At 47.6% G+C, this 23,243-nt stretch carries 22 protein-coding genes; 6 read left to right on the top strand and 16 right to left on the bottom strand.

The genetic code is table 11. The features are described 5' to 3' along the window. Nucleotides 1-5: 5 nt before the first annotated feature. The 11 genes from G9U52_RS21500 to G9U52_RS21550 all read right to left on the bottom strand — a co-directional run bounded on the left by G9U52_RS21500 (nucleotide 6) and on the right by G9U52_RS21550 (nucleotide 15,616). The gene (locus G9U52_RS21500) at nucleotides 6-626 is read right to left on the bottom strand and encodes a CIS tube protein (RefSeq protein WP_166152711.1); all 621 of its coding nucleotides are present in this window, start codon (nucleotides 624-626) and stop codon (nucleotides 6-8) included. Nucleotides 627-723: 97 nt separating this feature from the next. Beyond that, nucleotides 724-7,005 (bottom strand): hypothetical protein, encoded by a 6,282-nt coding sequence (locus tag G9U52_RS21505; protein WP_166152712.1) that lies wholly within the window; start codon nucleotides 7,003-7,005, stop codon nucleotides 724-726. Between the two features lie 18 nt (nucleotides 7,006-7,023). Then, on the bottom strand, nucleotides 7,024-7,464 hold the full coding sequence (locus G9U52_RS21510) for a phage tail protein (protein WP_166152713.1): 441 nt from the start codon (nucleotides 7,462-7,464) through the stop codon (nucleotides 7,024-7,026). A 7-nt stretch (nucleotides 7,465-7,471) separates the two neighbouring features. Further along, the gene (locus G9U52_RS41430) at nucleotides 7,472-7,669 is read right to left on the bottom strand and encodes a DUF6760 family protein (protein ID WP_166152881.1); all 198 of its coding nucleotides are present in this window, start codon (nucleotides 7,667-7,669) and stop codon (nucleotides 7,472-7,474) included. Next, entirely contained in the window at nucleotides 7,666-8,043 is a 378-nt protein-coding gene (locus tag G9U52_RS21520; RefSeq protein ID WP_166152714.1) for a phage tail assembly protein, read from the bottom strand. Before G9U52_RS21520 ends, G9U52_RS41430 begins: the two co-directional genes overlap by 4 nt. A 108-nt stretch (nucleotides 8,044-8,151) precedes the next feature. After that, a complete protein-coding gene (locus G9U52_RS21525) occupies nucleotides 8,152-8,586 on the bottom strand; it encodes a phage tail protein (protein ID WP_166152715.1) in 435 nt (144 codons plus the stop codon). A 65-nt stretch (nucleotides 8,587-8,651) separates the two neighbouring features. Beyond that, on the bottom strand, nucleotides 8,652-10,406 hold the full coding sequence (locus G9U52_RS21530) for a phage tail sheath subtilisin-like domain-containing protein (RefSeq protein ID WP_166152716.1): 1,755 nt from the start codon (nucleotides 10,404-10,406) through the stop codon (nucleotides 8,652-8,654). 178 nt (nucleotides 10,407-10,584) lie between these two features. Continuing rightward, nucleotides 10,585-11,379, bottom strand: a complete 795-nt coding sequence (locus G9U52_RS21535; protein WP_166152717.1) for a hypothetical protein — start codon at nucleotides 11,377-11,379, stop codon at nucleotides 10,585-10,587. A 9-nt stretch (nucleotides 11,380-11,388) separates the two neighbouring features. Next, nucleotides 11,389-11,943: a Pvc16 family protein gene (locus G9U52_RS21540; protein ID WP_311764903.1), complete on the bottom strand. Its 555-nt coding sequence runs from the start codon at nucleotides 11,941-11,943 to the stop codon at nucleotides 11,389-11,391. A 264-nt stretch (nucleotides 11,944-12,207) separates the two neighbouring features. Then, nucleotides 12,208-14,544 (bottom strand): ATP-binding protein, encoded by a 2,337-nt coding sequence (locus G9U52_RS21545; RefSeq protein ID WP_243767482.1) that lies wholly within the window; start codon nucleotides 14,542-14,544, stop codon nucleotides 12,208-12,210. 175 nt (nucleotides 14,545-14,719) lie between these two features. Next, a complete protein-coding gene (locus G9U52_RS21550) occupies nucleotides 14,720-15,616 on the bottom strand; it encodes a LysR family transcriptional regulator (RefSeq protein WP_166152718.1) in 897 nt (298 codons plus the stop codon). 124 nt (nucleotides 15,617-15,740) lie between these two features. Between G9U52_RS21550 and G9U52_RS21555 the strand changes: the two genes are divergently transcribed. Beyond that, the gene (locus G9U52_RS21555; protein WP_166152719.1) at nucleotides 15,741-16,859 is read left to right on the top strand and encodes a branched-chain amino acid aminotransferase; all 1,119 of its coding nucleotides are present in this window, start codon (nucleotides 15,741-15,743) and stop codon (nucleotides 16,857-16,859) included. A gap of 159 nt (nucleotides 16,860-17,018) precedes the next feature. Here the strand turns inward: G9U52_RS21555 and G9U52_RS21560 are convergent, their stop codons facing one another. From G9U52_RS21560 to G9U52_RS41735, 3 genes are read right to left on the bottom strand one after another with little or no spacing between them, the layout of a single operon-like run. Further along, complete coding sequence (locus tag G9U52_RS21560) at nucleotides 17,019-17,342, bottom strand: hypothetical protein (RefSeq protein ID WP_166152720.1); 324 nt, start codon at nucleotides 17,340-17,342, stop codon at nucleotides 17,019-17,021. Nucleotides 17,343-17,374: 32 nt separating this feature from the next. Further along, a complete protein-coding gene (locus G9U52_RS21565; RefSeq protein WP_207953114.1) occupies nucleotides 17,375-17,872 on the bottom strand; it encodes a glycoside hydrolase family protein in 498 nt (165 codons plus the stop codon). After that, nucleotides 17,826-17,960 (bottom strand): RbsD/FucU family protein, encoded by a 135-nt coding sequence (locus G9U52_RS41735; RefSeq protein WP_207953115.1) that lies wholly within the window; start codon nucleotides 17,958-17,960, stop codon nucleotides 17,826-17,828. Before G9U52_RS41735 ends, G9U52_RS21565 begins: the two co-directional genes overlap by 47 nt. A 288-nt stretch (nucleotides 17,961-18,248) precedes the next feature. Here G9U52_RS41735 and G9U52_RS21575 point away from each other — a divergent pair, with 288 nt between their 5' ends. The 4 genes from G9U52_RS21575 to G9U52_RS21590 all read left to right on the top strand — a co-directional run bounded on the left by G9U52_RS21575 (nucleotide 18,249) and on the right by G9U52_RS21590 (nucleotide 20,540). Continuing rightward, a complete protein-coding gene (locus G9U52_RS21575) occupies nucleotides 18,249-18,725 on the top strand; it encodes a MarR family winged helix-turn-helix transcriptional regulator (protein WP_166152723.1) in 477 nt (158 codons plus the stop codon). A gap of 266 nt (nucleotides 18,726-18,991) precedes the next feature. Beyond that, nucleotides 18,992-19,192: a cold-shock protein CspD gene (gene cspD / locus G9U52_RS21580; RefSeq protein WP_166152724.1), complete on the top strand. Its 201-nt coding sequence runs from the start codon at nucleotides 18,992-18,994 to the stop codon at nucleotides 19,190-19,192. A gap of 114 nt (nucleotides 19,193-19,306) precedes the next feature. Further along, nucleotides 19,307-19,507: a cold-shock protein gene (locus G9U52_RS21585; RefSeq protein ID WP_166152725.1), complete on the top strand. Its 201-nt coding sequence runs from the start codon at nucleotides 19,307-19,309 to the stop codon at nucleotides 19,505-19,507. A 226-nt stretch (nucleotides 19,508-19,733) separates the two neighbouring features. Next, nucleotides 19,734-20,540 carry a YwmB family TATA-box binding protein gene (locus G9U52_RS21590; RefSeq protein WP_207953116.1) on the top strand — a complete coding sequence of 269 codons (807 nt, stop codon included), beginning with the start codon at nucleotides 19,734-19,736 and terminating at the stop codon, nucleotides 20,538-20,540. Nucleotides 20,541-20,566: 26 nt separating this feature from the next. Here G9U52_RS21590 and G9U52_RS21595 read toward each other — a convergent pair whose 3' ends face one another. Continuing rightward, the gene (locus G9U52_RS21595) at nucleotides 20,567-20,986 is read right to left on the bottom strand and encodes an HIT family protein (protein ID WP_166152727.1); all 420 of its coding nucleotides are present in this window, start codon (nucleotides 20,984-20,986) and stop codon (nucleotides 20,567-20,569) included. 169 nt (nucleotides 20,987-21,155) lie between these two features. Then, nucleotides 21,156-21,356, bottom strand: a complete 201-nt coding sequence (locus G9U52_RS21600; protein ID WP_040951936.1) for a cold-shock protein — start codon at nucleotides 21,354-21,356, stop codon at nucleotides 21,156-21,158. A gap of 407 nt (nucleotides 21,357-21,763) precedes the next feature. Between G9U52_RS21600 and G9U52_RS21605 the strand changes: the two genes are divergently transcribed. Continuing rightward, nucleotides 21,764-23,239, top strand: a complete 1,476-nt coding sequence (locus G9U52_RS21605; RefSeq protein WP_166152728.1) for a glycosyl hydrolase — start codon at nucleotides 21,764-21,766, stop codon at nucleotides 23,237-23,239. Nucleotides 23,240-23,243: the final 4 nt, after the last annotated feature.

Raw genomic sequence — 23,243 nt, forward strand, 5'->3', positions numbered from 1 at the left:
CGTTATCACCTCCGCTTAGGAACGGTAATTCTGCGTCCCGCCTTTAATTTCCGCGGATTGTCAATTCCATTGGCATCGGCAATCCCCCGCCACTGTTTAGGATCCTGGTACTCAGCATACGCAGTCATCCATAGCTGGTCTCCCTCTTTCACCATCTTTTGCTTGGTTTGGCCTGCCGCTTCCGGTGGCACCGTTGCTGCCTGTTCTTTTTGGGTCGTATTGGATTTAAAGGTCACCTTCAGCGTTGCACGAACGGGTATGCCTGAGTCAAGGAACATCGTAAACTTTTGGCTTACCTTTTCCAGCACGCCCTTAAAATCTATGGAGCCCCACACAAAGCGGACAAATGGCGGGTGTCCCACATCGATATCAAGCAGTTGGGCGATTTGTTTGGTCAAATCACGAACATCCGTACCTTTTTCATACGTATCAAAAAAGAGATCCATTGATAATGAAGTAGTTCCGCCGTTAACGAATTGGCCCATGGGCATCCCCATGTTCGGCACCTTTTTAAAGGTGTAATTGTTTGAAGTATCCAGCGCATATTCATTAGGATTGAATAGCACCTCGATGGTTTCTTCGCCCTTTTTTTTGTAGGCAATAATTTTCGCTTTCTTGAGTGCCATTCGTTCACATCCCCTTTCCTATGCTGCTGTAACTTGGCTCGTTTTTAACGGTCACTGAATTCCAGAACCCACTTTTTGGCGTCGCTGCCGGCTAGCATTACATTCCCCGACGCTGCCGCTCGAAGCGCATACGTCTTTCCAGCTCCCGTGTCACCTTGTCTACAATTTGGTTCACATCCAGCTGAGGAAGCTGCTTAACAAGCTCGTTAATTTGCTCCTCGGTTAATTCAGCTGGCTCGACGGGCTGTGTAATTGCCTGTGCTGCTTCGGGCTCAGCCTGCCTTTGTGGCTTCAGCAGCTCCAGGCTTGGAGATGAAACTGAAGCGGGATAGCCCGTTTTAGGCTCTGGCTGTTTATGCTCAAGCTGTGTACTGGGCATACCGGGAGCGACTGGCGTACGTGGCGAGTAAGCAAATATATCAGCCGTATCAACCGGGCTTGAAGCCGGCTTGGCGAATATGTTCCGCTCCTGATTTGCTGAAGCCCCTGCCAGATCGCTGTAACGCAATGAAACCGGCGCTTGTGTTGTTGTCGTTGCATTTGTAGACGCAGTTGCAATTGCAGCATATGAACCATCTGGCTGCGCGCCCGACCGCCTTTGCAAAAGGCCCGGACTGACGACCGCCAGCCGTTCATCCCCGCTTACCATCCGCGCCGCTGTGCGCTGAAGTGCAGACCGGGCGTTGGTACCAGCTCGTTGGACCGCAGGCTGACCATTCGCGCTAGCTCGCTGGACCGCAGGCTGACCATTGGCGCTGGCTCGCTGGACCGCAGGCTGGCCATTGGCGCTAGCTCGCTGAGCCGCAGGCTGACCATTGGCGTTTGCTCGCTGGGCCGCAGACCGGGGCACTTGTGACATGGGCGCTGCCGCCGCCCGCGACAAGCCCCTGCCTATCGTTAACGCTTGTGGAACGTTTGCGTTTGCGGCTAGCTGGTTTACCCTTGCTGCTCTGAAGCCTTGCTGTGAGAGCCTCGTTGCTGGAGCAGCGGCTGTTATCCGGCTTCGTTGGGTTAAAGCTGAGGGCTTGACCAGCCGTATCGCTTCTTCACTCTCTGGATTTGTTGTTCTTTGCTGCACTTGGGCAGCAAGCCCCTCAATAGTACCAGCCTCATTAATGCTGCGCTCATTATGTTTTACTTCCAGCCTTCTGCCTGGGCTTTCAATTGCGGTAAAGGTATCTATAGCCTGACCAACATTCGTCTTACGAAAAGCTGCTGTAGTTTGCTCCATCCGAGGCGGGCGTTGCAACCAAGCATTGGCTAAGCTGGCTTCCTGGCGGGTCGCCTGTAAGGCATGGTCAGCAGCAATACTGGCAGCTATGCTTGTATTTACTTTTGGCGTTATCTTCTTAGTGGCCAGTTGGCGAGATAGAAAGCTTATCGCTGCTACTGGGCCAGCAAGCTCGCTTAACGGCCTATTGACCGGTCGATTGGCTGACCAGCTTGCTCGAGTGTCTACTGGTTGATTCACTAACCTGCTTACTGATTCGCTTACTGGACTAACTGACTGGCTTGCTATCCTGCTAGCCGGTTGGCTTGCCCGTCTGCCTGCTGGTTGGCTTGCTGATCGGTTTAATAAACCAGTAATTGAACTTAATGTCTGCCCATTTCTTGCTCGATTTAGGTTGGACCCTGGCTTTGCTGTTAAGCTTGTCTGCCGACCAAAATTGTCTATCGGGTTTCTATGCTCCAGGGATTGCACTGCCAGAGCTAATGGACTTATCCCATCCATTAACGAAACTGGTATTTTAATATTGGCGTTAATAGCTTTTCTAGAAATCATTCTAATGACATTAGATAAGGCAACAATATCTACATGATGATCAGGTGCCTCTCCACGATGACCAGCCATTCCTCCAAGATTCAGATTATCCCCATCTCTGCCTGCTTTTGAATCCAGCAATCGCTGAAACGGATAAGTTTGAGCTTCTTGAAGAGATGCGATATCTTGGTGTGTTGCTTGATGATGAATAAATGAATTCGCAGCTTTACGCTGTAAATTACCACCTTGTAAACCTAAAGCCTTAGAAGCTGAAATTAGGGTATGGAAAACCTCATCCTGAGAGGATGCTCTACTTGCATTCATTGTTGCGGCTGTCCAAGGGAAACTGGCTTCTTTCCTTAAGGCTCCTTGATCAACTTGTGAAGCAAGCCTGCTGATCCCCATACTTGTAATTCCAGATGCCACAGGATACATCTTATTTAAGCTGCGGCTATCCGAAGCTGCAGCCTGCGAAACTGCCAACCTCTGACTAGGTAAGCCAACCGACGAATTCAATGCAACGGAGTTCTGCCCGGCCCCAATTGGGTGGCTAGGTACAACCGATCTTCTCCAAACATTCGCCATCGGGATCGGGATAGGGATATTTAGCTGCATCCCTGGAGCGATCGAGGCTTTTAGCTTCGAGGTTCCCATGCCTCGGTCTACCTTGGGAGAAGCGTTCATGCTGACTCTTCGAGCCATTAATGCGGAAAGGCTTAAAGACGCATGCGCCAAAGAATCTGCTGTGCTCAATACTCCCCTCGGAGCTACCGCGCCATCTGGGTTCGGCATTGCTGACGTTCGTAGCATTGATGCTGCAGCCCTTAAAACCCTTGCCCTCCTTGCAATTGTCGAAGCTGGGTTTGATGCAGCCCTACCACGGACAACCGATGTCTCGGCATCCGCAGCTCTTGCCCAACGTGCACTTGTAGAGGTTACTGGGCTTAACGCCCCTGACCCTGGCGTAAGTGATAATGCAGAGCCTTCTTCCACCTTTGCTTGAATGGAAAAACGCTTGGATAAGCGTGCTTCACGCCCCATGGTGCTATTCTGAATATTAGCCAACATCGCATGGGTAATGGCTGGATTCTCAGGGTTATTCCGGTTGAGTACTCCATCTGGTGTTTCTGTTCTACCATGGGCTTGAGAACCTCCAGCCTCCAACCACGATAATCCTTTAGCCTGGATCCACAATCCAGTCTTTACAGCATGATCAATCGCTGATTCCAGTGGAGGTAAATCAGTCGGTGCTTTGCTTGATGGAATCCATGGTTTAATCCATGGTTGAGCTACGTTTGCGGACTTGGCTCTGTTTGGGAGAGCACTCTCCAACGTACTTTGCAACTCAGGTACCGCTCCAACCAGAGAACCGCTAGAACTGGACTCTGCCTTTTTCCTTGCTCTCTGGGCGGGTACCGCCGCCTCATTACTTAAGCTTGATCCCCAGTCGTTAACCAGGTTGGCAGTAGCTGTTGTAACTACATGTCTATTCAAAGAATCCCTATTAAGCTTAACGCGTTGTATAATCGATGTGAGAATAAGCGGTCCGTTAGTTTCAATAGCTGCTGCTACTTTGGGATAGATAGCCCACTGGGCTTTTGCTCTATTATTCATTGGAAGTGCGAAATGTGCCTGCCGGCTACTTCCCATAGAGATTGGACGGCTTGAGGGATGGGATTTCAGCCTCAATTGCACATGCTGTAAAGCTGCTGCTGCTTTTTGTATCCGCGAGCCTATCCTGCCCGTTTCCAAATCTCCACTTGCTAATGTTGTTGCTAAAGCCAGAGAGGCACGCTGCCTTCTACGTAGCTGGCGTTGCTGCACTTCTCGGGCTTCTTGACCTTCGCGGATATTTCCCGCCATTTGTAGATAGCCCGCGACATTGCCATTGGGTTTTGCAGATATCCTTCCGCCTGCTAGCTGCCTATCTGCCAGCTTCGTGGCAGTGTTCGACAGATCTACAAGATCTGCGGGCAATTCCTTAAAATTGGACAGAGTTTGATCTGCAACTATCGCGCTATATCCCACTGAATCCCTTTGCTTACGAAAGGCAAAAGCCTTGTCCTCCCCAGCACGCCATAGCCGATTGAGCGGCTGCAAATCAATAGGAGCTTGCATCGACCTATAAGAACGAAGCTCTGGCTTCATAAGCTGTAAGATCCGCTCTGCAGAAAATCCTGCATGCTCTATCGCTTGCTGCCCTATCGAGAAACCAGCAGCCTTTGCTGGCTCGTTACCTCTTACAACATTTAAAACAGGACCAGAGGAGGCCGCATTCTCTACATCAAGCCAAGACGCACTTCCACCATTCTGGGAATTTCCTGCCTCAGCTTCACTTCTTGGTTCCCCTAGCTGGAATGCAGGGGCTACAGAACGCTGCACAAGCTGATTAGAAGAAAGCATCCGCTCCCCAGCAAGTACGGCCCGTTCTTGCATCCCATGACTCTGGCTGGTATGGCTTGCTGGGCCAAGCAGTCCATGATTGCTCATTTTTGATGCGTTCGATAGATCAAATGTCCTTAGCAGCATCAAGCTTAACGGCGGCATCATCGAAGTTCTGCCATCATTGAAAAAGTGGCTCAGTACTCCTTTACCCCAAGAAATATTCCGGGGCTCGTAACCAAGCTGTTGAGCACCTGTAGTTTCATCTATCTGGCGGGCACCACGATTCGATAAACGAGCTCTTACCAACAGTTCTGGACCAGCTAAACTAGACATGCCTTGTGACTCTGTGTCTGTGATCTGCGCAGACTCAGGCTCAGCCTGTTGGCGGTTTATGCTTTCAGGCTTTATGGAGCTCCGATTCATCCATAGCTCACGATAAGTTGGAGATGTGCCTTGCTTTCCACTGATCGTTTGATTGTGTATTTCCGGCTGGCCAAGGCGAGCTTTATATGTTGCAAATAATTGATGAATAAGCTTAGTTGTATGTTCAAGCCGAGCTGAGGGGACTGCCTGCTGGACAACCGTACTACGAAAAGGCTGTAGCTGTTGCCTGCTTAAAGGCTGATTAAGCTCCCCTATCCCTGCATTATGTTCATGATTCAAAAAACCATCTTTAGGTTGTATGCTGTTATTAAATCGATCAACCTTATTTACACTACGAACGGAGACAAAGTTGCTTTGCTGGTATACGCTGGCTTGTCCTATTGGGCTAGCTTGCTGAACCTTATAGCTAGGTGGGAGCATATACGTATGCTGGCGTTGAATGATATCCGCCATATTGACTTTGTTGCTTCTTAAATAACGGGATGAAACTAAGGATGCATCTGTAGCTGTAGGACGATCATTCGAGCTTTGGTTATTGCGGTAAACAAAAGGTAACTGCTGCTGTCTATTTTCGCTCAAGCCATCGAAACTACTTAAACTAGGATTAGCATTCGGATGGGGATGCCAAGCTATTGGCATCAAAGCAGACTCATTGCTATTCTTTCTAAAAGCTTGGATAAAGTAACCAGGCGATGTAGCTGAATCGGCTTTATTCAAGCCTGAATTGTTTTTTGTCTCATGCTGCTGCTTGGCTAATACACTCACATAAGGCTGGTTATCATCGGATGCCCAACGTATAACGCCTGATGCTCTTGGGCTGCTTAATCGTATTCCATCATTCGACAATCGGTCTGGTTCATCTAGGGAAGCTGTTGCTTTATGCAACAAATCCGGCCGCTGCTTATTAAATGCCTGATAGATTTTAGTTTGATTTTCAGCTCGGTCTTTGGCTTGTGCCTCTGCACGTTCTTTTACGCGTTCTTTGACACGTTCTTTGATACGTTCTTTAGCTCGTTCTTTTGCCTGTTCCTCTGACCACTTTTTAGCTTGCGCTTCGGCGCGCTCTTCAATCTGCTGTTTGAGCTGCTGCTGCTTTTCCCACTGCTTTTGCTTTTTAATTTGCCTCTGTGTCTGCTTGTGCTCTTGGACCTGATTCTTGTTTTGCTTAGGATCCTGTGCTTGTCCTGGCTTTTGCTTCAGAGCCAGCTCTTGCTGTATACTCTGCCCCGGTTTGTCGCTTCCGTTGCCTTTGTTGCCTGCGTTACCATTACTCTTACCTAGATCGTCAATCAAGGCTTTCCTGGAGCTTGGCTCCACTGAGGCTACATGCACCATATCGCCTGTAGGTGCATCATCACGGCTCTGCCCTTGCCTTACACGTTCCAGCTCCCGGCCTAAGGGGGTGCCCTGCAGGATCTTATCCGCTATTCTAGCCTGCTCCAATCGCGTTGGCGCCTGCTGCTGCCGACCATCGGGTAGCCCACCATAATAATGGATCAACCGCTCCAGCCGATGTATCGTTTCCGAGCGCGTCACCACATGCTTGGCATCTGCGTGCTGTAAGGCTGCCAGCTGCGCCTGCAGCTTTTCAATCATCTGCTGCCAATGCGCTGAGCCATCCTTACGGACTCTACCTCTCTTGCCTTCGAGCTCACGAAATACAAAAGCCAAACGTCCTACATAATCACTTCGCCAAAAGCCATACTTTCCAATAATACCATCAGCAAAAAGTCGAGTGTCCTGGGCTGATCTGCTCCCGCCGCCATGAACGCGATTGCGTTGCATCACCGTCGAACCTACTAAGCTCCGAGCTATCGAACGGGGAATATGCGATTTCCGGGATTTCATGCCAGTCCCCCTACTCGTTTATTTTTTACTGAAGATTGTCTTCAGGCCGCTATGTACGATTTCAATCGATTCAATAGCAACACCCGAGCTTGTTGCATTCAATTCGGGTCCCGTCCATTTCACTGGAAAGGATTCCAGGAAATTCCATCGACAGATTTCATAGCCATCCGTATGGTATAAAATGATCGTGCCTGTCTTGCGTACGATTTTGCCATTTGAGACACCCTCGTACCAATCCCATAAATCCCTGGTTCGTGTAATTCCCCGTTTGAGAACGATCCTTGGATGCTTCTTTTGCTTCGGAAAGTAATGAACAAAATCGTTCACGCCACCTTCCATGTACTCAATCATTTCAGTTTCCGACTGAAGCCCGGCCACCTCGGTAAAGCCACCCACATAAAGCCCATCCAATTCGACCTGAAAAAGGAATGGAGCGCTGACTCCTCTATAATCATCCATCTGCTAATCACCTCTTATTGAACACATCGAACGGATTGTTAGCTGGCTTTTCCTCATTCATATTACGGTTGATTCTCGATATCTCTTCACACCATTTCCGGCGCTCTCGATGCTCCATTAACATGATTTCATCGTGCGGCCAGTGGAAATAGTAAGCAATAAACCCGGCCTCCTCGTAAATCTTGTCAATGGGGTAACCGACTATGCCTCCTCCATCCCGGCGATAAAAGACACATCCACGTCAAACTCATGTTCACATTTGGGGCAGATGGTGTGAACCTTAGGGACTTCCATTTCATTGATTTCTCGATAAAAGTTTTGCATAAAGGCCAAATCGGCAGTAAACATTTTCTCAATAACCCGAGTATCGATGGCCCTTAGCTCGCCTAGCTTCGTAATCACACGCGTTAGCAAAATAATGGTTAAATAACCGGGATTTTGTTGAACCCTTTGATCCCGCATCGGTAAAATCTCATCTGCTGCTGTCGCAAGCCGCATAATGCCCCTTTTGTGCAAATTGCCACTATCGTCCACATAACCTCGGGGAAGCTCGAATTCATATTCTGTCTTAAATGCCATTGCGTTTTCCTCCTAAAAGATAAGCATTACCATCTCAAAGTCAAGAAAACAAGAGATGGGAAAAGCGATACACGCCCCATCCCTCCTCTTGTTTCCTCCCTGCAATTGTTAACTCGTGCGTGTCATACCTTCATGAGCCAATTCTAATAATTCGATAGCTACTTCAGAGCCTGTACCGTTAAAGTTAGGAGCTGTATATTTGGAAGGCCATGCTTCAATAACCTGCCAAGTGGCTACATCTCCGCCTTCTTCATCGATTGCAATAATCGTAACTGTTTTACGCGACATTTTACCTTCAATAGATTCCTGTACCCAGTTGTACATATCCATTGAATCGGTAGCCCCCCATTTCAGGGTGATATTCCCGTACTTCGCCAAACCAGGCAACTTGCGAGCCGTGATGGTTTCATTGCCTTCACGGTACTCAATTACAGCCAAGGATGCATCAAATCCAGATACCTCACTAAATCCGGCTTGTTGGATACCTTCAATTTCTACTCTAAACCGAAAATTTCTATATGGATCTCTACGCTCGCCAGTCATTATTTACTTTTCCCCTTTCGTATGGTTCATGACAAGTTCACCTTACTCAAACTCCAGAGAAGAACCTATTCTTCTCTCGTCTTCTGAGTAATCCGGAAGATAACGAATTCCGCCGGTTTCACAGGCGCAACCCCAATAATGCAAATCAGACGACCATTATCGATATCATCTTGAGTCATCGTTGAGCGGCCGATGTTTACATAGAATGCTTCACCGGGGCTGCCTCCCATTAGTGCTCCATCTCTCCATACGCGGGTTAAGAAAGCATCAATCGTGCGTTGCACGCGAGCCCATAGCTGTTCATCATTTGGCTCGAACACAACCCAGCTGGTTCCATTCTTAATCGATTCCTCAATGAATATAAATAACCTTCTTACGTTGACATATTTCCATAAGCCGTTCGACGAAGTTGTACGGGCACCCCATACACGAATACCTTGTCCAGCGAAAGCACGAATCAAATTCACGCCTTGCGGATTCAAAATATCCTGTTCGCCTTTGTTGTATTGGCAATCCAGGCCAATCGCTCCGCGAACCACTTCATTCGCAGGCGCTTTTTGCACGCCACGGGTTTGGTCCGAGCGCGAGTAAATACCAGCCATCGATCCAGATGGAGGGATGTAGATATTTCTCTTATCAAGCGGATCAAACACTTGCAGCCAAGGATTGTACATAGCGGCATAGCTGCTATCAAAAATATTGCGGTGCGTCATCACATCAGCTACCTTGGTTTTCTCGCGTGGAACGTCAAGAATCGCAAAACGGCTGCCTAGGTTTTCGCAATGGGCTACTAACGATAATTGGACATTCGGATCCGTTACGCCTGGGATCAGCATAATGCTGACAACGTCGTTATCGATGAAGGACTGGATACCCGTTCTTTTGCCAGGACCACGGTCTTGGCCCATGAAATCGGAAGCAGCCAGATTAGCAATGGAACCGTCGCTACCATTAGCAAGCGAGATCAAGAATTTGCCTGTTTCTTCAGTTTCACCAGACAAAGCCTCGAATGGAGCAATAACTCCAAGGTCGCCTGTTTCTAAGCTTAAGTCTTTAACGTTAATAATATTCGAGCGTCCCAAAATTTTCTCAACATGGTTCGCAGCCGATACATTTAACGACATTTTTTCGAATGTTTCAGCTTCATCCCCATAAAATACATGAACAGTAAACTCCGTTGTGGTCAGAACCTTAGCCGGCAAAAGATTAACATCAATGACATCCGCATCTCCAACAAGAACCGTTTCCAGCGCAATGATATTATCGAGCGAGGACACGACACGGTTGTATTGCTTAGCGCCTGCATTCTCGAAAGCAACTACGTCGCCTACGTTAAAGCCTGCATTATTCTTAACACGGTATTGAGTCGATTCTCCTGGCACACCGATAATATCAAAAATTTGTGTTTTGGCTTTGCTGGATGGAACGACTACAATACGAATTTGGTTGCCCCATGCGCCCGGATTTTTCGAGGTGATATTCAATATCTTCGCCTCAGCATTGTCTCCGTTTTGGTTGGATGCAAGCTTCGCATCGGAAGGAGCTACACGCATAACATAACAACGTGATCCACCATTTAAAAAGAAATGTTCAACCCCATAAGACAGAAAGCGGTAATCTCCGAATGCGTTCTCGGATAAATAGCTACCGAAATTGCGATGAAAGTCAGCTACGCTGGTAATTAAAAGAGGAACACCCTCAATTTCCCCCCGTTGTGCCAAACCAATGAAGCCTGCTGTACTAGTGCTTGCACCTTCCAGCGGCTGTGCGCCACTATCAAATTCTTCTACGTAGACTCCCGGTGATAAATACTCAGCCATTATTCCCCGGTTTCATCGATCTGCGCGATTCCGTTTCATCGACCGGAATGCTTTCTTTGCAGAATGAAACCAGTTCTCTCCTTTCTGCTTGTGGATTATAGAAGATGGATAAATCCGATCTGCTAACAAAGTTAGATGTTGCTTTTTGAAGTTGTTGCTTGGAAATATTGCCAACGGATCAAAGACAAAGACTTCCGGCTAATGTCGTTCCGCCCTCCGCGAGGTTCACCTCCTTCAAAAGGGACAGATTGCCATGCTGTACATCAAGCTTAATTAGAAACTGCTTGGCCCGACAATTAGCAAAAGCGAGCACGGCTTCTCCATGGCTGTCCGTTCTGGACTGCACCACAGGCAATAACAAGGAACCGCGGGCAAATGAGCCTGCCAAGGGCTTCTCCAGCTTCACTCTGCGCTGGTGCTCAAGTACAGCAGCAATACAGCAAAGCTCATCGGCATCCGTTTTATTGCGGCTGCGAATCAGGAACCGGTCGCCTACTCCGATTTTCCCCGTCACAGAGCCGAGCATGAGTTGATCTTCTCCGCTCCCGGCTTGATCCTGGGCCAAACGTGCCCTTGATGCTTCTTCGGATACAACCGCAGCAATTAATGTAGCCCCAGAATAAGGCTGATTGTGTTTGTTTTTAACCTGGGCACGAAGCAGGGTGTCCTTTTCATGGAATGGATAAGAGGGGCGAGGCAGCAAAGAAACGTGGACTAGCTTGTCCTTGGGTCCAATGGTTATCTCAACAACTTCCTCGAAGTATTCCTCTGCATAAATATGCAGCTTATAAACGCCTTCATTTACATTGGTAAAGATGAACATGCCATGAGCTTTGATAATAGGTTTTGAGAAAGATCCTTCTAGCACGACCTTCGTATGTAAACCAAGCGGAGGAGCTAACGTGAAGGAATCCAAGAGGCACACTGCAAGTGATACACGAGTCTTCGACATAGATATTCTGAATGGTTCCATCCGGTCCCCCTACCCTTGAATACGAAAATCTCGTTCCGTGACCCGTTTCGTAGTCTTGATTCTAGTGGAATCAATACGTACCGGACCCACTACATACCCAATGGAAAGCCGGAATGGAAGGTCAGAGAAATTCCACATCCGGGTCATCGTTTCACCGGTAAGAGTGTCCATCACTACCCGAACTTCTTCACCTTGGTCTGCCAATGTGCCTACTAAGGTAGTACCGCGAAGCACTGAGTTATCATAAAGCACCTGCATGGCTCTGCCTAAGATGCGATGCTCATCAACAACCCGTGATTGTAACTCAGCCGTCGAATGCGCTGTTAACAGATAGTGCAGGTCGACGGTCATCGGCGGGAATTGAATAGCATCTGTCCCTCGGGCAATCATATGGGTTTGGCGGTTGTCGCCACTTTCCATGATGTTATATAAAAACAGCGAAAGGTAGAGGTCTCCTTTGTCCGCAGGTGAAGCTAGTCCTATCAGTTCCGGCTGTGGGATCGGCTCAGGAGTCATTTGTTCCCGAAGCAGCTTGACCAAAGAGGCTCCAACATCGGCAATCACAGTATAATCGCCTATCGGTTATCACTCCTAATGTTCTATATATCGTCTTTTGCCGCCATTTATTTGTAGAATACAGGACGAATAAGTCAGCAATATGTCGACTGATGTCCTTTTTCTATTATAGTTGTATTTATTGGTATTGACTACCGTTTAAAATGTTAAATTTGAACCATTTTGACGATAAAAAAAGGCATTTACCCCTATCTATAGGGATAAATGCCCATGCCTCAGCCGTTGTAGGTGAATGCTTGGTTAAGCGCAGATTCAATACATATCAACATCATCTTTATTCCATATTTTACCCGTTTTCTGAAGCTCATATTTGACTGCTTGTAGAATATGTCGCATCCCGATCAAGCTTCCAGCATCTGCCGCCATAAAGGCCGAAGAAACGGCAATATTTTTAATATTACCGCCAGCAATTGGGAATTTCGTTGCGATGTATTTAAAGTCTACATCTGGACCAAGCGGGGCTTCCTTCGGGAACATAGACCGCCATATCTTTTCACGGTGCTCCTCATCGGGGAAGGGGAATTTAATAATATAGCTAATTCTACGGATAAAGGCTTCGTCAATATTGTTTAACAAATTGGTTGCCAGCACCGTAATCCCTTCATATTCCTCCATCTTTTGTAGCAGATAAGCCGTCTCGATATTGGCGTATTTATCGTGTGAGTCCTTAACCTCGGACCGTTTGCCAAACAAGGCATCCGTTTCATCGAAGAATAGGATCGCATTGCTTATGCGGGCTTCCTCAAAAATCTCGTGCAGGTTCTTCTCGGTCTCCCCGATATATTTGCTGATCACCTGGGACAAATCAATTTTGTACAGCTCCAGCTGAAGCTCCTTGGCAACAACCTGCGCGGACATGGTTTTGCCTGTCCCTGGGGGACCTGCGAATAGCATGCTTAACCCCTTGCCATAGGCAAGCTTCCGCTCGAAGCCCCACTGGCCGTAGACCATGGCGCGATATTTCATCTGGTTGCACGCTTGGCGCAGCTGCTCCTTTTGCTCGATAGGCAAAATAATATCCTCCCATGCATACTTGGGCTGGATGCGCGCCGCTTTCTTCTCTAAGCCGTGCTGGACCTGCATATAGCAGGCTTTGTAAAGCGCCGCCTCGACGGAGGCGCCCGCCTGCTTATCAGCCCCGGCTTGCTGGATGGCACCACCTGCTTGCTGGGCGGCACCAGCCTGCACGTCAAGGGCGGCAGCCACTTGCCGCTCGGCATCGCCCGAGCCGTTCCAGGCGGCGAAGCCATGCGCCAAGGTCAAGGCCCGGCTGATCTGCCCGGCTGTAAAACGGAATTTGGCGCCGAACACGGCCCAATCCACCGGGTGGCTAAAACCGCTCTCCTCGGCATAGCTCTCCCATAGGATTCGGCGCTGCTCATCGTCTGGAATCGGCAGCTCCATATCAAGCACCAGCCGATCCTTGAGCTCGGCTGAAAGCCGCTGGTGCTTGTGTGCCAGCAGAAATAGCAGCCCGTTGTAGCCGTTCAGGCCGCGGTACACCGTCTGCAGCCGCTGGCGTGCCAGCAGGTCTGGCTCGTCAGGGAATAGCGCCTCGACATTCGTTAAGCATAGCACCGTCTGGTGCAAGATCGCCTCACGCAGCACCTCATCCAGCAGCTCAGCGAACGGCTTATCCTGCAGCAGCATCACTGCTACGTCAGCGAACAACACCGACTTGCCAAAGGCTTTGCAGCAGTGCTGGACCTGCAGCTTTTTGCCGCCTCCAGGCGGTCCCCAGATGTAGAAGGCCAGCCGCCTGCGCACCTTGCGTTCTGGCGCATACATCTCCCTCACGAACGCTTGGAGCCGACCCTGCAGCTCGGTACCGATCCGCAGCACAGGCAACGGCTCATCCAAGCGGGTGCGCTGGGCAACCCGATCGAGCGGTCCGCCGGGCTCTATATCTCCCTCATCAAACAGGAACCGCAGGATACGCCGGTCCAGCCATACAAGCTTGGAGAGCTGCGACCGGACAGCCGTCTCGCTCTCCTCCCTGTAGAACATGTACGTCGCCAGCTTCCCAGATGGTGACAGGGAAACCCGGGCTGCACTCATTTCCCCGAGATCCCGGCAAGCCAGCTGCAGCAGCAGGCTAATATTCGGGTGCTTGCAGGTGAGGTCATCAATCAAGAAGCCAAATATCCGTTCATATTTGCGGTCCAATTCTACCGCCAAGGCGATCATGACACATTGCCGCTCCCAGCCCTGCATGCCGAACACCTTCGCTACGTAAGGGAGTGGTAAAACCACTCCAGCCGCCTCGCTGCTAGCAAGCCTGCGCTTAACCGCCTCTTCCCGCGCTTGCAGCTGGCTTAAGAGCCATGCAGCTTCAGGGTCGGAATCAGCCGGATCACTTCCAAGCGTAATCAGCCCCATAAATTCCTCTTCCGAGACGAACATGCCGTTAAACGGGTCAGCCTGCCACTCAGACATCCGCTTTTTCCGTTTATGGTACAGCCACTGCAGCTTGCAATCCAACAATTGCAGCTCATCGGCATAATGCTCCCAACAGCTCGCATATCCACGTTCATCCCACAGCTTCTCGTCACCTGATGGTATCAGTTCATTGAATCGTCCATTGTTCATAGGTCGCTCCTAAGGTTATGCATGTAGTTTTAACAGACCTAGCCGTATCTGCGATAGTCCGCAAGATGACCCGTTGCTATGTCTGCTTATTCTCGTTATTGATACTTGATCTTATTTTATCAAACAATGTCGGCATAAGGAATGAAAATCGAATTAGGATTCTAAACCGTCTGTTTTACTGGACATCTCGAAAGCTGTCGATGAAATATTGGGCGCTTTTAGACATATACCGATCCTTTAACCACACAATACCAACGCCTGATTGAAAGTCGGCATCTTGAATATCCAGCATCTTAACAACAGTTGTCGGGAAAGAAGACATCACCGATTTAGGAAACACTGTAACGCCAATCCCTTGGGCAATAAGTGCCATAATAATGGCTACACTGGAGCATTCACAAATAATATTCGGCTCAAATCCATGGCGTTTGTATTCGTTCACAACCTGCTCGTGCATCCGAGTGGTTTTATCTGTTTTTAAGGTTATGAATGGAAAGCTGGCTAATTCTCGCATACTGATGCTCTGGTTTTCTGAATTCCCAGTCCACAAGCTGGGGATTACGGCCACAAATGGATCCGATGGCAGCTGCAGAATGGAATATTGCCGGGGCTCTGTTTGCGCCTCAAAAGGCAGTCTTGCTATAACAAGCTCAATCTCTCTTTTCTCCAGCATTTCTCCTAAATAAAAATGGTCACCTTCTGAAATTTTAAATGTAACCTGAGGGTGCTTTTTCCTGAATAGCTCAATGGGCTTCGGTAAGAGTGAGATGCAGGATACAACCGCGCCGATGGACAAGACTCCCCGAACACCTCCTTCTAATTCTTTCACCTCTTTTATCGTTTCGTCTAGTTCATTAATTATCATTTCTGCCTTCTTCATCAGGAGCTCTCCTGCAGCCGTGAGCTTCAAGCGCATTCGATTCCGATCAAACAGCTTCACTCCAAGCTCCTCTTCCATAAGCTTGAGCTGTCGGCTCAGTGGCGGCTGCTCCATATTAAGCAGCCTAGCCGCACGTGTAATTTGACCCTCATGGGCGATCGCCAGAAAATATTTTAACTGCCGCATGTCCAAATTGTTCTCCGCCCTCCGGCATACCCAAAAGGTATGAATAACAAATTAAATAGATGTTTTGAATATATCAAACGAAGTGGTACACTTCAATTACAACAACTAACATTAAGGAGAGATGGTTAGAATGGTTCAACCTTTGGAAATAACAATTGAGCGGAGTGTAAATAAGAAAGAAAAGCCGCCCGAAGACCAGCTCGGTTTCGGCACTTATTTTACTGATCATATGTTTATTATGGATTACGCTATTGAAAAAGGATGGCATCAACCTCGTATTGTGCCTTATCAGCCTATTCTCTTAGACCCTGCGGCCAAAGTATTTCATTATGGGCAAACCATTTTTGAGGGGCTAAAAGCTTACCTGACCGACGATGGACGAACACTTCTATTCAGGCCGCAAAAAAACCTGCAAAGATTAAACCGTTCCAACGAGCGTTTGAGTATTCCTGAAATTGATGAGGCACTCGTTCTTGATGCGTTGAAACAATTGATTGCCGTAGACCAAGATTGGATTCCGACGGAAGCCGGGACTTCTCTGTATATCCGTCCTTTTGTATTTGCTACCCAACCCGCATTAGGTGTATCCCCTTCCACACATTATCAGTTCATGATTATTATGTCGCCGGTTGGCGCCTATTACCCTGAGGGTGTGAATCCGGTTAAAATTTTTGTCGAATCGGAGTATGTTCGTACCGTAATCGGCGGCGTGGGCGAAGCCAAAACAGCTGGAAATTATGCAGCTGGCCTAAAAGCTCAAGAAATAGCCAAAGAGCAAGGTTATTCCCAAGTGTTATGGCTTGATGGCATCCACAGAAAATATATCGAAGAAGTCGGCAGTATGAACGTATTTTTCAAAATCAAAGGAACTGTTTATACGCCTTCTTTGAACGGAAGTATATTGGATGGTATTACAAGAAATTCCATTATTCACCTACTTAAGCATTGGAACATTCCGGTTGTCGAGCAAATCCTTTCTATCGAGGAACTATATGAAGCTGGCAAAGCCGGGTTTCTAGAGGAAGCATTCGGTACGGGCACGGCAGCCGTTATTTCCCCAATAGGCGAACTCAGCTGGTGCGATGAAAAGCTCGTGATCAATCAGGGCCAGACAGGTGATCTCTCGCAGCGGCTTTACGATACTTTATCTGGTATCCAGAGGGGGACGATCTCTGATCCCTTTGATTGGATGCTAGAAGTCGAAGGTTCTGCTCCCGTTGCCGTATCGAGCAAAAACAGCAACTTGTAGCATACCGCCGCTTCGCGGATGAGATAAGGCCAGCTTGCTTCTACCTGCCGTTTCATGGATTCGAATCGTTGTATGGTTCAAAAAAAGGTGTAAAACAAAGACTCTAGGGTCTTTGTTTTACACCGCATATCCATGATCATATTTCCACGAACCGTAGACTTACAACTGTACACTTCGCTCCAACTGCTCGCCACTCACAAGGAATATTTTGGCGACCCATTCCTTGTCCTCAGCATCCATAATCCAAGGCAATTGGATCCAGGTAATATCATTTTGGACCATGAATGGATCACAATACGCCGTATCGACCAAACTGCCATTCTTCCAGACGATCGGTTTGTCCAGCCCCCAGCTCCGAGCAATCTTGATCATATTGTAATATTCTTGGCGCGTTAAATTATTGGCATGAATCAGGATCACGTCACTGGCTTCAGCGACCTCTTGACTCAGCCTCCCTCCAGATAAGCTGGCTCCGACTGGCATCCCACCCGAGTATTCACGTGCCAGATCGATCTTTAATACGACATGCCCTGCGGCTCATAAATTAACGGCAACGACTTAAAGCGGCTAATATCAAATTCATTGGCCACCTCGATAATCACATTCGTGTAATTGCCTTTTTTCAGAAGCTCGCAGGCGGTTTTCACGGCATTGCGAATCGCTTGTCCATCCTTGAACTGAATTGCTTGTGACCAATAAAACAAGCTGACAATCACGACCATGCCAATTTCATCGAATGCCCGGATTAATCGATCCAGCCTTTGCTCATAAGCAGGGTCGAAAGTGAGCCCATCCGCACTGAACGGATTGTTTTGGACACTCGTCCAGTCATCAATCGTAAACACAGGACCGCCTCCCTGTAAGCCAACAGTGAACGCGCGGAGGCCGTGGTCATACCATTCCTGTAAGGAGGCAATTAGGTCATCCGTGTTTTTCTCGGCATGCTTGCTGTTAATAAGAAATTTTTCACCTTGTATCGCAATGCTGATAATTAAAATAGCCTGCCTGCACAATAATATTCGAAAAAACGACGTTTTCCCCAGTTCGAATAAAGCATTTGGAAAGCGCAGCGGTTTTTTTCAAGCTGTCATTGGGAACCACCTCAACCGCAAAACTTTATCCGTTATTTCCGCAAGCTCGAATGCATTACCCCTGGCAAATATCGCGAATTTCACCGCGAGCAGGAATTCAGGAAGAATTCAAAGCCTGAGCATTAGTTCTTCACCTTTTCGGCAGCTTGACGAATAACTATTTTAACGTTACTTTGATAACAGGTACAGCCATTCCATAGCTTAGCTGGTAAAGCGAATAGCAGTTCCCGCAGCCATCAGCCTCTCTATGCAACAGCCGGGAAACGTACTCATTAGCTCATGGAGGTGTTATCTACTATTGAATAACGGGCAATCCCCACAAGAAAACCAAACCGAACGCTTTGAAACAGCTCTTTGGACGATAGTCCGCAGGCTGGGTCCTGAGCTTACCTCACATACCGAACTGAAGCTGACTGGGCAGCAGTTTATTATGCTTCATTTTATTTCCAAAAAAGGACCTTGCAAAGTAACCGACCTCGCAGCGCGAATGGAAGTCAAACCCAGTGCAATTACGGTAATGATTGACAGGCTGATCGCCCAGGAGGTCGTGCGGCGGCGGCATGATGACAAAGACAGACGGGTCGTATTAATTGACATTACCGATCGTGGACATGATGTGCTACAGCAGCTCCAACAGCTTCGCCGCCAAATTATCGGCAATTATTTGAATGAATTGGATGCTGAAAAGCTGGATATTTTCCTGGACATTTTAGAGCAAATCGCTGGAAAAATACCCCGTCCTTCAACTCCGCCTACGGGCAGTGGAGACTTGTGAAAAAAGTGTAATAAAACCAGCAAATGCTGGATATAATAACTTATCGTGAGCCCATTTATTCGGGCTTTATGTCCAAGCTGTAGAGTCAGTAATTTGTTGTTATGCCACACAAATTATGGTATAATCAGTATTATAACTTCGTACTGATTGTGGAATTTACATCTTATAAAGATTATTACAATAAATATTGGGGTAATCTTTCTAATGTGTGAATTTTCTTCTTCATGCAAAATAAGAGTAAACATTTATTGGAGGTTTTTAAGAAGATGGAAACAGGTACAGTGAAATGGTTTAACGCAGAAAAAGGTTTCGGTTTTATCGAAGTTGAAGGCGGCAAAGATGTATTTGTACATTTTAGCGCAATTACAGGGGACGGCTACAAATCCCTTGAAGAAGGACAACGCGTACAATTTAATGTTGTTCAAGGCAATCGTGGACCTCAAGCAGAAAATGTAGTGAAACTGTAAGGTTTCATGAAGAGAGGGAGAACTGCTCGGAACAGGGCAGTTCTTTTTCAGTTAACGGCCATCTGTCATTCTTATGTTAGAATCGCAACCCACAACTGAAGGAGGGGTTCAACCTTGTATTTCTCCAAAAAAAATATGGAACCGGTTCAAGAAGAGGAGACATCTGTGTGGATTTGCAGTAAAGAAGGATGTTCGTGCTGGATGCGAGAGAACTTCTCATTGCAAAAAAGCCCGCTTTGCCCTATTTGCAAATCAGAGATGGTCAAAAACTCCAAAATGCTCCCTTTGCTTAACAATCATCATAAAGTGAATTAATAAAGGGCGGCAACTTCCGCCTCTATATCGAAAGGCACACCTCTTCTGGAGGTAGTGCCTTTTTTTGTTCAGCCATTACGGGCTTCAGGTATATTTCCTCTTAAAATTGTCCATCCTTCTAGTAAAGATTTGCTAGCTTACTAGCAAGGATTACGAGAACCGCGAGGATATGTAGGGAGGGAATTACGTGATACGGAAGCCGCAGGGTTGGACAATGTTAATATTCATGGCTGTCACATTTGTGTTTTCGTTATTAGCTAACTCCCAAGGCTGGACAGCGGCGCAAGGGAGCAAACATCCAGATACCGATTATTTGCTTTCGCTGTCCCAGCCTGTTATGGCTGCCGGCAAGCAAGTCATCATTAAATATACAAGCGCCTCTAAGCCCTACACTGACGAAACCGATTTTCTTCGAGCCGCAGAGGAGCTAAGCCGTGCCTTCCAGCTTCCAGTCCCCTTGACCGTTGGCGAAAGCATGGACCCAAACAGGAACGCGAGCCTCGGCAACCCGAAACATAGCCCGGTTCAGGGCTTGAACCCGCATCAGGCTGTTGTTCAGAACACGGACTTGTATACCGCCAAGTTTACACAGGCTCATTCGGACAACATGATGGCCACGTTGCTATTCGTGGGCTTCGCTGACGGCAGCACACTGCTTAGCTTGAACGCCGAAACCTTGCAGGAAAGCGGGCTGCCCCAGCTGCAAGCCCTGCAGTTGCAGTGGACAGCAGCGCTGCAAGCGGAGTTTGGCATTCAGGCACAGTGGAATGTCATGATCCAGGGCCCGTTGGCTGCCTCCATGCCCGATACACAATCGCTGCTGGCATACCTATCAGCCACGACTCCTGTCGACGAGCTTGCCCGCTACCAGGACTCGGGCAGCTTAAGCGTTTCTTACCATTCGTCTCTACTGGCCTCCGAATGGAATACGGGAAAAGAAAAAATGAACCTCCAAGTGGCGGTTCATCGGGATTCACTTACTCATGAACAACGGATAACGATTGCAACGCCAGCGATTTCGATTCCCTATTAATTATCGGAAAATGAGGTCGGGAACGCTTACAGGGCTGCCTTCAGCTTACCAATCATTTCTTCATATTCACTTTCGGTCAGTTGCTTATTGCCTGCAGGATTCATCTCAAACATTTTACCCCACTCGGCTCCATCTTTATATTTCGGAACGATATGAAAATGCACATGCGGCATCGTATCGCCAAATGCGCCATAGTTAATTTTATCAGGTGCAAACGCTAATTCAATCGCCCGTGCTGCTTGTGCTACATCCCGCATATAAGCGTCTTGCTTGTCTTGGGACAAGTGGAAAAACTCCTGCTCATGCTCGTTGAGCGCTACGATACACCGGCCCTCGTACGTCTGCTCCTTGAACAAAAATAAGGTAGAGACCCGCAATTGCCCGATCTCAATCATTAGCTTATCCATACGTTCGTCCTTGCTACAATAAATACAATTTTGAGACATGGGTTTCTCTCCTGTCTGGGTTAAATTCCATAAGTAGGCAAGCCAATACTGCCAGCCCTCTTACCATACTACTGTCATCGATTTTATTTGTCCATCATAATTGAGTTAGAACGAGAAAATTAGAACGAAAAAAATGCCCTCAACCGAAGTTGAGAGCATCTTATTGGAATTACAGTTTAACAACGTTTTCCGCTTGTGGTCCACGGTTGCCTTGTACCACGTTGAACTCAACGCGTTGGCCTTCGTCTAACGATTTGAAGCCGTCGCCAACGATTGCACTGAAATGTACGAATACGTCGTTTCCGCCTTCAACTTCGATAAAACCGAAACCTTTTTCTGCGTTAAACCATTTAACTGTACCTGTTTGCATGTGTATTACCTCCAAAAAATATTTAACATGTTCTTTTTTTATTCTTTAAAATAAAAATTCACACATTGTAAAAGGTTCCATTATTATAATAATAACCCTTTACAATATCTGAATTAAGGTTACATCTATTCAATATACTCATAATATCATGGCTACTTTTAAAAAGCAAGCGCTTTTTTGAATAATAAACGCCTCCAACAAGCCCTCATTTAACTAGGTAATACAGCGGCTAGAGATTGGCATACAGGAGGCTTAAATCATTGCATTACAGCCTGGTTCAAGGTAAAATAATCATGTCGAAACTTTATTTGAACGGCTGTCCCTCCACCGAGCCTAGCTCCCGCTATAATCATTCGGGGGCTATTCTTATATCCATTAAAATGCGTTGCTAATAGGAGAGATCAGCCTTGAACCCCACATTCGTGTCAGCACAAGTCTATAAAATAGGTTGGATCAGCCTTTTTTTATTATTTTTTGCTTCTAGCCTAGTGCTGGGGGAAGATACTGAGCCTGAAATGGCCGAGCACCTCCCTTATACCTTATATGAGGCAGAAGACGCCCTGCTAATAAACACCATGGTTGCACAAGAAATCCCCGGATTCACAGGCAGCGGTTATGTAACGGGCTTTGAAGAGGCAGGAGACTCTGTGCAATTTCTCGTAACGGTCGATCAGGAAGGCTATTATCCGCTTGGCATTCGTTATGCTTCTCCCTCAGGTGATAAAACAAACAATATTGAAGTCAACGGCAGTACGGCGGGTGAAAAAATGTTCCCTCAAGTGGATGAGTTTACAGATATTGATTTTGGGCAGGTCTTTCTCGATGAGGGAGAAAATGTGATTGAAATTACCACTTATTGGGGCTATTTCGATGTGGATAACATCTGGATTGGGCTATTGCAGGAACGCCCTTCTATCCCTACCCTGCCAGCCACTCTGGTTACCCCAAATCCTTCCAAAGAAGCCCAGGCCTTAATGACTTATTTAACCTCCCAGTACGGAAAAACTATTCTTGCCGGCCAGCAGCGGACCTCTTCCGCAGAAGCCAACTTTATTTATGCGCAGACCGGCAGACTGCCTGCTGTATTAGGCTTTGCAGCTACCGATATCGGCGATAACGTCGTCGAATGGGCTAAATACGGCGGCCTGGCATCATTGGAATGGCACTGGTCGGCTCCAATGGGAGGAAATGAATTCCTGACCTCCAAAACAAGCTTCGATGCCTCCCAGGCTGTCAAATCAGGAACACCGGAGAACACTGCGTTGCTGAAGGATCTTGATCAAATGGCGCAAACGCTGAAACGGTTCCAGGCTGCCGGTATCCCTATTATGTGGCGCCCGCTCCACGAGGCAGAGGGTGGTTGGTTCTGGTGGGGTGCCAAAGGACCTGAGGTGGCCAAACAGCTTTATAGCATCATGTTTGAGCGGTTTACCCAATTCCATGGGCTGAATAACCTGATCTGGATCTGGACAACCTCCGATTCCGTTTACTCGAAGGATTGGTATCCCGGCAACGACTATGTGGATATATTGGGGATTGACCGCTACATCAAAGCCGGCGATTATAGCCCGCTGATGAATGCCTATGATTCGGTTAACGTGATGGGAAATAACCAAAAAATGGTCGCTTATACGGAGAATGGACCGATTCCTGACCCAAGGCTGTTGAAAAGAAATAAGGTCGGCTGGATGTACTTTAATACTTGGCATGAAAAATTTCTGATGGATGGCATTATTAATTCTGAATACCATCTTCGTATGGTGTACAACCATCCTTATGTAACTACGCTGGACAAGCTGCCTTCCGAAAAAATTTACGGCAAACATCCACTGCCATACCCCATGTCCAAGCCTTCGCCCCACGAATTAGGAGCAATCAAATAGGGCT

Source organism: Paenibacillus agricola, from assembly GCF_011440305.1.
In the GTDB taxonomy this organism is placed as follows: Bacteria; Bacillota; Bacilli; order Paenibacillales; family NBRC-103111; genus Paenibacillus_S; species Paenibacillus_S agricola.

Excerpts from the sequence above, each read along its gene's own strand:
- cspD (WP_166152724.1), top strand. The coding sequence starts at position 18,992 with ATGGAAACAGGTACAGTGAAATGGTTTAACGCAGAAAAAGGTTTCGGT.
- G9U52_RS21510 (WP_166152713.1), bottom strand. The coding sequence starts at position 7,464 with ATGGATGATTATAGAGGAGTCAGCGCTCCATTCCTTTTTCAGGTCGAA.
- G9U52_RS21505 (WP_166152712.1), bottom strand. The coding sequence starts at position 7,005 with ATGAAATCCCGGAAATCGCATATTCCCCGTTCGATAGCTCGGAGCTTA.
- G9U52_RS21530 (WP_166152716.1), bottom strand. The coding sequence starts at position 10,406 with ATGGCTGAGTATTTATCACCGGGAGTCTACGTAGAAGAATTTGATAGT.
- G9U52_RS21555 (WP_166152719.1), top strand. The coding sequence starts at position 15,741 with ATGGTTCAACCTTTGGAAATAACAATTGAGCGGAGTGTAAATAAGAAA.
- G9U52_RS21545 (WP_243767482.1), bottom strand. The coding sequence starts at position 14,544 with ATGAACAATGGACGATTCAATGAACTGATACCATCAGGTGACGAGAAG.
- G9U52_RS21500 (WP_166152711.1), bottom strand. The coding sequence starts at position 626 with ATGGCACTCAAGAAAGCGAAAATTATTGCCTACAAAAAAAAGGGCGAA.
- G9U52_RS21525 (WP_166152715.1), bottom strand. The coding sequence starts at position 8,586 with ATGACTGGCGAGCGTAGAGATCCATATAGAAATTTTCGGTTTAGAGTA.
- G9U52_RS21595 (WP_166152727.1), bottom strand. The coding sequence starts at position 20,986 with ATGTCTCAAAATTGTATTTATTGTAGCAAGGACGAACGTATGGATAAG.
- G9U52_RS21535 (WP_166152717.1), bottom strand. The coding sequence starts at position 11,379 with ATGGAACCATTCAGAATATCTATGTCGAAGACTCGTGTATCACTTGCA.
- G9U52_RS21600 (WP_040951936.1), bottom strand. The coding sequence starts at position 21,356 with ATGCAAACAGGTACAGTTAAATGGTTTAACGCAGAAAAAGGTTTCGGT.
- G9U52_RS21520 (WP_166152714.1), bottom strand. The coding sequence starts at position 8,043 with ATGGCATTTAAGACAGAATATGAATTCGAGCTTCCCCGAGGTTATGTG.
- G9U52_RS21590 (WP_207953116.1), top strand. The coding sequence starts at position 19,734 with ATGGCTGTCACATTTGTGTTTTCGTTATTAGCTAACTCCCAAGGCTGG.
- G9U52_RS21560 (WP_166152720.1), bottom strand. The coding sequence starts at position 17,342 with ATGCCAGTCGGAGCCAGCTTATCTGGAGGGAGGCTGAGTCAAGAGGTC.